This window comes from Rhodococcus sp. Q1, assembly GCF_004153645.1.
Lineage (GTDB): Bacteria > Actinomycetota > Actinomycetes > Mycobacteriales > Mycobacteriaceae > Rhodococcus > Rhodococcus gordoniae.
This window is the reverse complement of sequence record NZ_SDMJ01000014.1, coordinates 58,229-64,340: the sequence shown is the minus strand read 5'-3', so window position 1 is coordinate 64,340 and position 6,112 is coordinate 58,229. Positions and strand designations below refer to the sequence as shown.

Below are 6,112 nucleotides of genomic sequence, written 5' to 3'. Positions count from 1 at the left end.
CGACGTCGCCGGTACGCACGTCGCGGGTGCACCCCGACAGCCTGACTGCGGTGCAGCTGTGGCAGATACCCATGCGGCATCCGTGTTCGGGCGTGAGACCGGCCGCTTCGGCCTGTGCGAGCAGCGTCGATCCGGTGTTCTCGGCAACGATGCCGGATTCGGCGAAGGAGATCTCACCGCCGGCATCATCTGTCGACGCAACCGATGGCACGAGGACGAATTCCTCGGTGTTCACCATGGCCTCGGCGCCGCGCTCGGCGTAGACCTCGCGGATGCTCGTGACCATCTCCGCCGGGCCGCACACGAAGGTGGGCGTGTCGGCGTACCAGGGTGCGACGGCCGCGAGGTGGCTGCGGTCGAACCGTCCGTGCAGCAGTCCGCCGCCGGATCGTGTGTGTGCATGGACGATCTCGATGTTGGGCCGGTCGGCGAGAACGTCGAGTTCGGCGCGGCGCGGGACGTGTCCGGGCGTACGGGTGTAGTAGAGCAGGACCACGGACCCGTCGTACCCCTCGGCGACGAGACCGGTGAGCATCGACAGCACCGGCGTCAGCCCGGAACCCGCGGCGACGAACAGCAGCCGCCGCGGGCGAGGGCTCGGCACCACGAACTCGCCTGCCACAGGACCGAGTTCGACGACGTCGCCGACCCTCGCATGGTCGTGGAGGTGACGCGAGACGGTGCCGTCGGGGTGCCTGCCGATGGTGAAGCGCAGGTCGGGATGCCGCTGCGTCTCCGTATCCACAAGGGTAGGCGAATAGCAGCGCGTGTGCCGCACCCCGTCGACCCGCACCGCCACGGTCACGTACTGCCCGGGAAGGGGGCGGCACGACCGTGCGGGGCGCACCGTGAACGTGAGCGAATCGGTGGCACTTCGGTCCACATCTGTAATCCGGGCATAGTTCGCCGACGTGACGAGCAGCGGGTCGGCAAGTTCCAGATAGCGGTCCGGGTGGTGGGGGTAGGACAGCAATTCGAGTGCTCCTACCAGGAGCTTTCGTAACGAACCCGAGCGCGGGACGGGTGTCGGACGGTCGCGCACGATCATGTCTGTCCGCCTTTCGGTAGACCTCTGCGTGCTCAGTGAACGAATGTGCACTGAAATCAGTGTGACAGCCGGACACACCTGGCTGTCAACCCGGGTGTGATCGCGGTTACAGTTGCTCGGACGCCGCCGAGCCCATCGTGCCTAGACTCGGAGCGTGTCCACCGCTTCCGCACCTCCGCCGACCACGCGCGCCGAACGCAAGGAACGCACGCGCCAGGCGCTTCTCGACGCCGCCCTCGACCTGTCCGCCGACCGAGGACTCGGCGGGGTGAGCCTGCGGGAGGTGGCCCGTCACGCGGGCATCGTGCCCACCGCGTTCTACCGGCACTTCTCGTCGATGGACGAACTCGGCGTCACCCTCGCCGCCGACACGATGCGGGTGCTGCGCCGTCTTCTGCGCGACGCGCGACGCACCCCCGGACCGTCCGGCGCCCGTCAGTCCCTGGACGTGCTGGTCCAGCAGGTACGGGCCCACAAGGCGACCTTCCGGTTCCTCGCCCGCGAACGCCACGGCGGAGTACCCGAGGTCGCCGCCGCCATCTCCGTCGAGTTGCGCCTGCTCACGAGTGAACTCGCCGCCGACCTGGGCCGCTCCCCCGGCTTCGACGACTGGCAGTTCGACGATCTCGAGATGGCCGCCGACCTGCTGGTGACCGCGATGCTCGACTTCGTCCTCGACCTTCTCGCCGTCGAACGTCCCGGCAGCGCGCAGGAAACGGAGGTGGTCACCCGCGCCGAGAAGCAGATGCGTCTGATCCTGCTGGGCACGGCGGCGTGGCGGCCACGTCGGACGTCCGGCGACCGGTGACGGGCCGGAGCGACTCCGGTTCGTCGAGGTGGACGGGAAATCCTGTCGGAGACCCTCCCCTTCCGTAACGTGGTTCCCATGGCATCGAGCGAACCCGCCACCTACGACGATTTGACCTTCGACGTGCGCGTGGCGGGTCCGAGGGACGGCACACCCGTCGTGCTCCTGCACGGCTTCCCCCAGACATCACGCAGCTGGACGCCGGTGGCCCGCCTGCTCGTCGAACGCGGTTTCCGCGTGATCGCCCCCGACCAGCGCGGATACTCCCCCGGCGCCCGGCCGGCCGGCGTCGAGCACTACGGGGTGCCGGCGCTCGCCGGTGATGTCCTCGGTCTGCTCGACGAATTCGGTCTCGCTCGCGTCCACCTCGCGGGACACGACTGGGGCGCCGCCGTGGCGTGGTACTTCGCCGCCCACCATCCCGACCGCGTCTCGGCGCTGACCGCGGTCTCGGTCCCCCACCTCGCCGCCTACGGCTGGGCGCTGCGCGAGGACGCCGACCAACGCGAGCGCTCCTCCTACATCGGCCTCTTCCGGGAGGAGGGCAAGGCGGAGGACCTCCTCCTCGCCGACGACGCGCGGCGCCTGCGGGCGATGTTCGCGCCGGGCGTCGACCGCGCCGCGGTGGACCACTACGTCGCCGCGATGTCCGCGCCGGGCGCTCTCACCGCCGCCCTGAACTGGTATCGCGCCATGACACGGGATCTCGATTCGACTCCCCCGGTCCGCGTCCCGACGACCTACCTCTGGAGCACCGCCGACATCGCGATCGGCCGCGCCGGCGCCGAACGGTGTGGTGAGTTCGTCGACGCCGACTACGACTTCGTGATCCTGCCCGACGTCTCGCACTGGATCCCGGAGGAGGCTCCTGCCGAGGTCGCGAACGCGATCGCGCGGCGACGGAACGCCTAGGCGGGCCCGAGCCGGTCGCCACCCGGATTCTCGGTATGTTGTCGTACGGATCCGACCTGCGCGACACCTTTTCCGAGGAGACCCTGTCATGACCGACGTCTCGGTGACCACTCACGTCTTCGACGCCGCCGTCGACCTGTTCGAAGTCCGGGACGATCGCACCGAAGGGCATACGCATCCCGCCTACGCGAACATGGTCGGCCCGTTCGGCGGTATCACCGCCGCGACCCTTCTGCGCGCGGTCGAACGGCATCCTGATGTCCTCGGCATGCCGCTGTCCCTGACGGTCAACTTCGCCGGACCCATCACCGACGGACCGTTCGACATCACGGCGCGACCGGTGCGCACGAACCGGACCACCCAGCACTGGTCGCTCGAACTGTCGCAGGGCGGCGAGGTCGCCACCACCGCGACGGCCGTCTTCGGTCTCCGTCGCCCCACCTGGTCGTCGACCGAACCGCAGGCACCGGCCGTCCCCGCACCCGACTCGCTCGAACCGACACCGCTGCCCGACTTCATCGCGTGGGCACGCAACTACGAGATGCGGTACGCCACCGGGGTCGTTCCCGAGGAGGGCAGCGCCGAGGTCGCCGACTCCACGTCGACCCTGTGGGTGCGCGACGTGCCGTCGCGCCCGCTCGACTTCGCCTCGCTCACCGCGATGTGCGACATCTTCTATCCCCGCGCCTTCCTGCGGCTGGGTCGGGTACTGCCGGCCGGCACGGTCTCCATGACGACCTACTTCCACGCCGACCCGGAGACCGTTGCCGCGCAATCCGACAGCCCCGTCCTCGCCACCGCACGGGCGCATCGCTTCGAACAGGGCTTCTTCGACCAGAGCGCTCGGCTGTGGGGACGCGACGGCGTCCTGCTCGCGACCTCGCACCAGATCGTCTACTTCAAGGCGTGAGGCCGATTCGAAGCGCGGAACGCGACGTCGCGCTCCGGCCCGCGTCCCGGCCACCGGCGCACCTGTAGCCTCGGATACATCGGCTCCACTGATTGCGAGGTCCGATGTGACGAGACCGAGACCCCTCCGACGAGCGGGCGTCATCGCCTGCGCCGCAATCACGTTCGTGGTAGCGGGGGCGGCTTGCGCCGGGACGGAGGAGACGGCCCCGGCTGCGGACTACGAGTCGTACGTGGCCCTGGGAGACTCCTTCACCGCCGGACCCGGCATCCCGCCGCAGACCGAAGGCGATCCGTGCGGACGGTCGGGGAGCAACTATCCCACCCTCGTCGCTGCCGGACTCGGCATCGACAACTTCGTCGACGCGTCGTGCGGCGCCGCCACCTCCCTCGATTTCGCGATGCCGCAGACCACCTTCCGCGGCGGGACGGTGCCACCCCAGTACGACTCGCTGCGACCCGACACCGAACTCGTCACGGTGGGCATCGGCGGCAACGACATCGGCCTCGTCCAACTGGCGCTGGGATGCGTGAATCTCTCGGCACCGCCGGAGGGCGCGTCGTGCGCGATCACGAACACCACCGGTGGCGCCGACCGCGTCGACGCCACCATCGACGCTTTCGCACCCACCTACACCACCGTGATCGACGAGATCCGTCGACGCTCACCGGAGGCACGCATCGTCCTCGTCGGCTATCCCACCGGCATCCGCGACGGTGGCTGCTTCCCCGACCAGCGGATCTGGCCCGAGGACGCGACCTATCTGCAGGAGAAGATCGACCGGTTGAACACCGTCATGCGCGAGCAGGCCGAGGCCGCCGACGCGGACTACGTAGACCTGCGTTCTTCGAGCCGCGATCACGACGTGTGTGCCGCTCCGGAGACCCGATGGATGGCCGGTCTGCAGCCGGCCGCCGGGTCGATCCCGCTGCATCCGAACGCGGCCGGGCACCGCAACGCCGCCGACCAGGTACTGGCCGCGCTCACCGATCGATCCTGATCAGTCCTTTGCGGACATCTCGGGAGCCCGCACGGCGAGCAACGACAGCAGGCCGGCGCCGAGCACGAGCAACAGTCCCACGATGCCGGCCCGGTCGGTACCGAACCACCATGCGAAGAAGCCGAACAGCGTCGGCGCCAGGAACGACACCGCCCGACCGGTCGTCGCGTAGAGACCGAACATCTGGCCTTCCCGGCCCGGCGGGGTGAGGCGCGCCAGGAAGGTGCGTGCCGACGACTGTGCGGGACCGACGAACAGGCACAGCACGAGACCGAAGATCCAGAACATGATCGGACCCGAGACCACGAGCAGCACGATGCCGGTCGCGATCATGGCGACCAGCGATCCCACGATCACGGCCTTGGGCCCGATCCGGTCGTCCACCCGTCCGGCCACGAGCGCGCCCACGGCGGACACGACGTTCGCGGCGACACCGAAGAGCAGCACATCGCCCGCTCCGATCCCGTAGACGGTGACGGCGAGAACCGCACCGAAGGTGAAGACACCGGCGAGACCGTCCCGGAACAACGCCGACGCCCCGAGGTACCAGATGGTGCGACGATCCGCCCGCCACAGCTCCGTCAGATCGCGCCCCAACACGCGATAGGACTCGACGAAACCCGCCCGGCGCGCGAGGTCCCCATGCGCGACCGGCTTCTCCGGAACGGCGAGGAGCACGGGCACGGCGAACACCGCGAACCACACGGCAGCGAACAACGCCACGAGCCGGATGTTGGTGCCGTCCTCCGTCGGTACACCGAGGAAACCGCGCGAATCGCCGTCACCGGCGATGAAGCCGGTGTAACACAACAACAGGAGCGCGATCCCACCGAAATAGCCCATCGCCCAACCGAAACCCGACACCCGGCCGATATCCGCCGGGGTCGACACCTGGCGCAGCATCGAGTTGTACGGGACCTGCGCCAGTTCGGCCATCACCGACGCCACACCGAGCAGGACCATGCCGAGCCACAGATAGTGATAGTCGTCGCGGACGAAGTACATCGCCGCCATGGCCGCGACGGTGACCGCGGTGAGAATGCCCAGCGACCGCTTCCGCCGCCCGGTGGCGTCGTAACGCTGACCGGACACCGGTGCGGTCACGGCGATGACGAAGCCGGCGATGCCCAGGGACCATCCGAGCCAGGTGCTCGCCGAGATCCCGCCCGGCAGGTCGTCCCCGACCGCGTCGGTGAGATAGACGGAGAACACGAAGGTCAGGATCACGGCATTGAACGCCGCCGAACCCCAGTCCCACAGACCCCACGAGAAGACCTGACGACGCGTCGTGGCCTCCCCGGCCCCACTCGCCGTGTCCGTGAACGCATTCATGCCCCGGAGCCTAGGCTTCGAGAGCGCCCGCGGCACCGAACGACTCGATCGCACAGTCGGGGCGGCCCCGGCCGTCGCCGCGCGCCTGCCGCTACGCTGACC

General features: G+C 69.2%; 6 protein-coding genes. 4 read left to right on the top strand and 2 right to left on the bottom strand.

Going from position 1 to position 6,112, the window contains the following annotated elements; all coding sequences use genetic code 11:
* On the bottom strand, nt 1–1,048 hold a 1,048-nt coding region (locus tag EQ874_RS22365; RefSeq protein ID WP_129978230.1), incomplete at its 3' end, for an FAD-binding oxidoreductase.
* A 154-nt stretch (nt 1,049–1,202) separates the two neighbouring features.
* Between EQ874_RS22365 and EQ874_RS22360 the strand changes: the two genes are divergently transcribed.
* From EQ874_RS22360 to EQ874_RS22345, 4 genes are all read left to right on the top strand, one after another.
* Nucleotides 1,203–1,856 carry a TetR family transcriptional regulator gene (locus EQ874_RS22360; RefSeq protein WP_064065554.1) on the top strand — a complete coding sequence of 218 codons (654 nt, stop codon included), beginning with the start codon at nt 1,203–1,205 and terminating at the stop codon, nt 1,854–1,856.
* Between the two features lie 78 nt (nt 1,857–1,934).
* A complete protein-coding gene (locus EQ874_RS22355) occupies nt 1,935–2,768 on the top strand; it encodes an alpha/beta hydrolase (RefSeq protein ID WP_016933736.1) in 834 nt (277 codons plus the stop codon).
* A gap of 88 nt (nt 2,769–2,856) precedes the next feature.
* On the top strand, nt 2,857–3,678 hold the full coding sequence (locus EQ874_RS22350; RefSeq protein ID WP_064065552.1) for a thioesterase family protein: 822 nt from the start codon (nt 2,857–2,859) through the stop codon (nt 3,676–3,678).
* A gap of 106 nt (nt 3,679–3,784) precedes the next feature.
* On the top strand, nt 3,785–4,678 hold the full coding sequence (locus EQ874_RS22345) for an SGNH/GDSL hydrolase family protein (RefSeq protein ID WP_129978229.1): 894 nt from the start codon (nt 3,785–3,787) through the stop codon (nt 4,676–4,678).
* Here the strand turns inward: EQ874_RS22345 and EQ874_RS22340 are convergent, their stop codons facing one another.
* The gene (locus EQ874_RS22340) at nt 4,679–6,010 is read right to left on the bottom strand and encodes an MFS transporter (RefSeq protein ID WP_064065550.1); all 1,332 of its coding nucleotides are present in this window, start codon (nt 6,008–6,010) and stop codon (nt 4,679–4,681) included.
* Nucleotides 6,011–6,112: the final 102 nt, after the last annotated feature.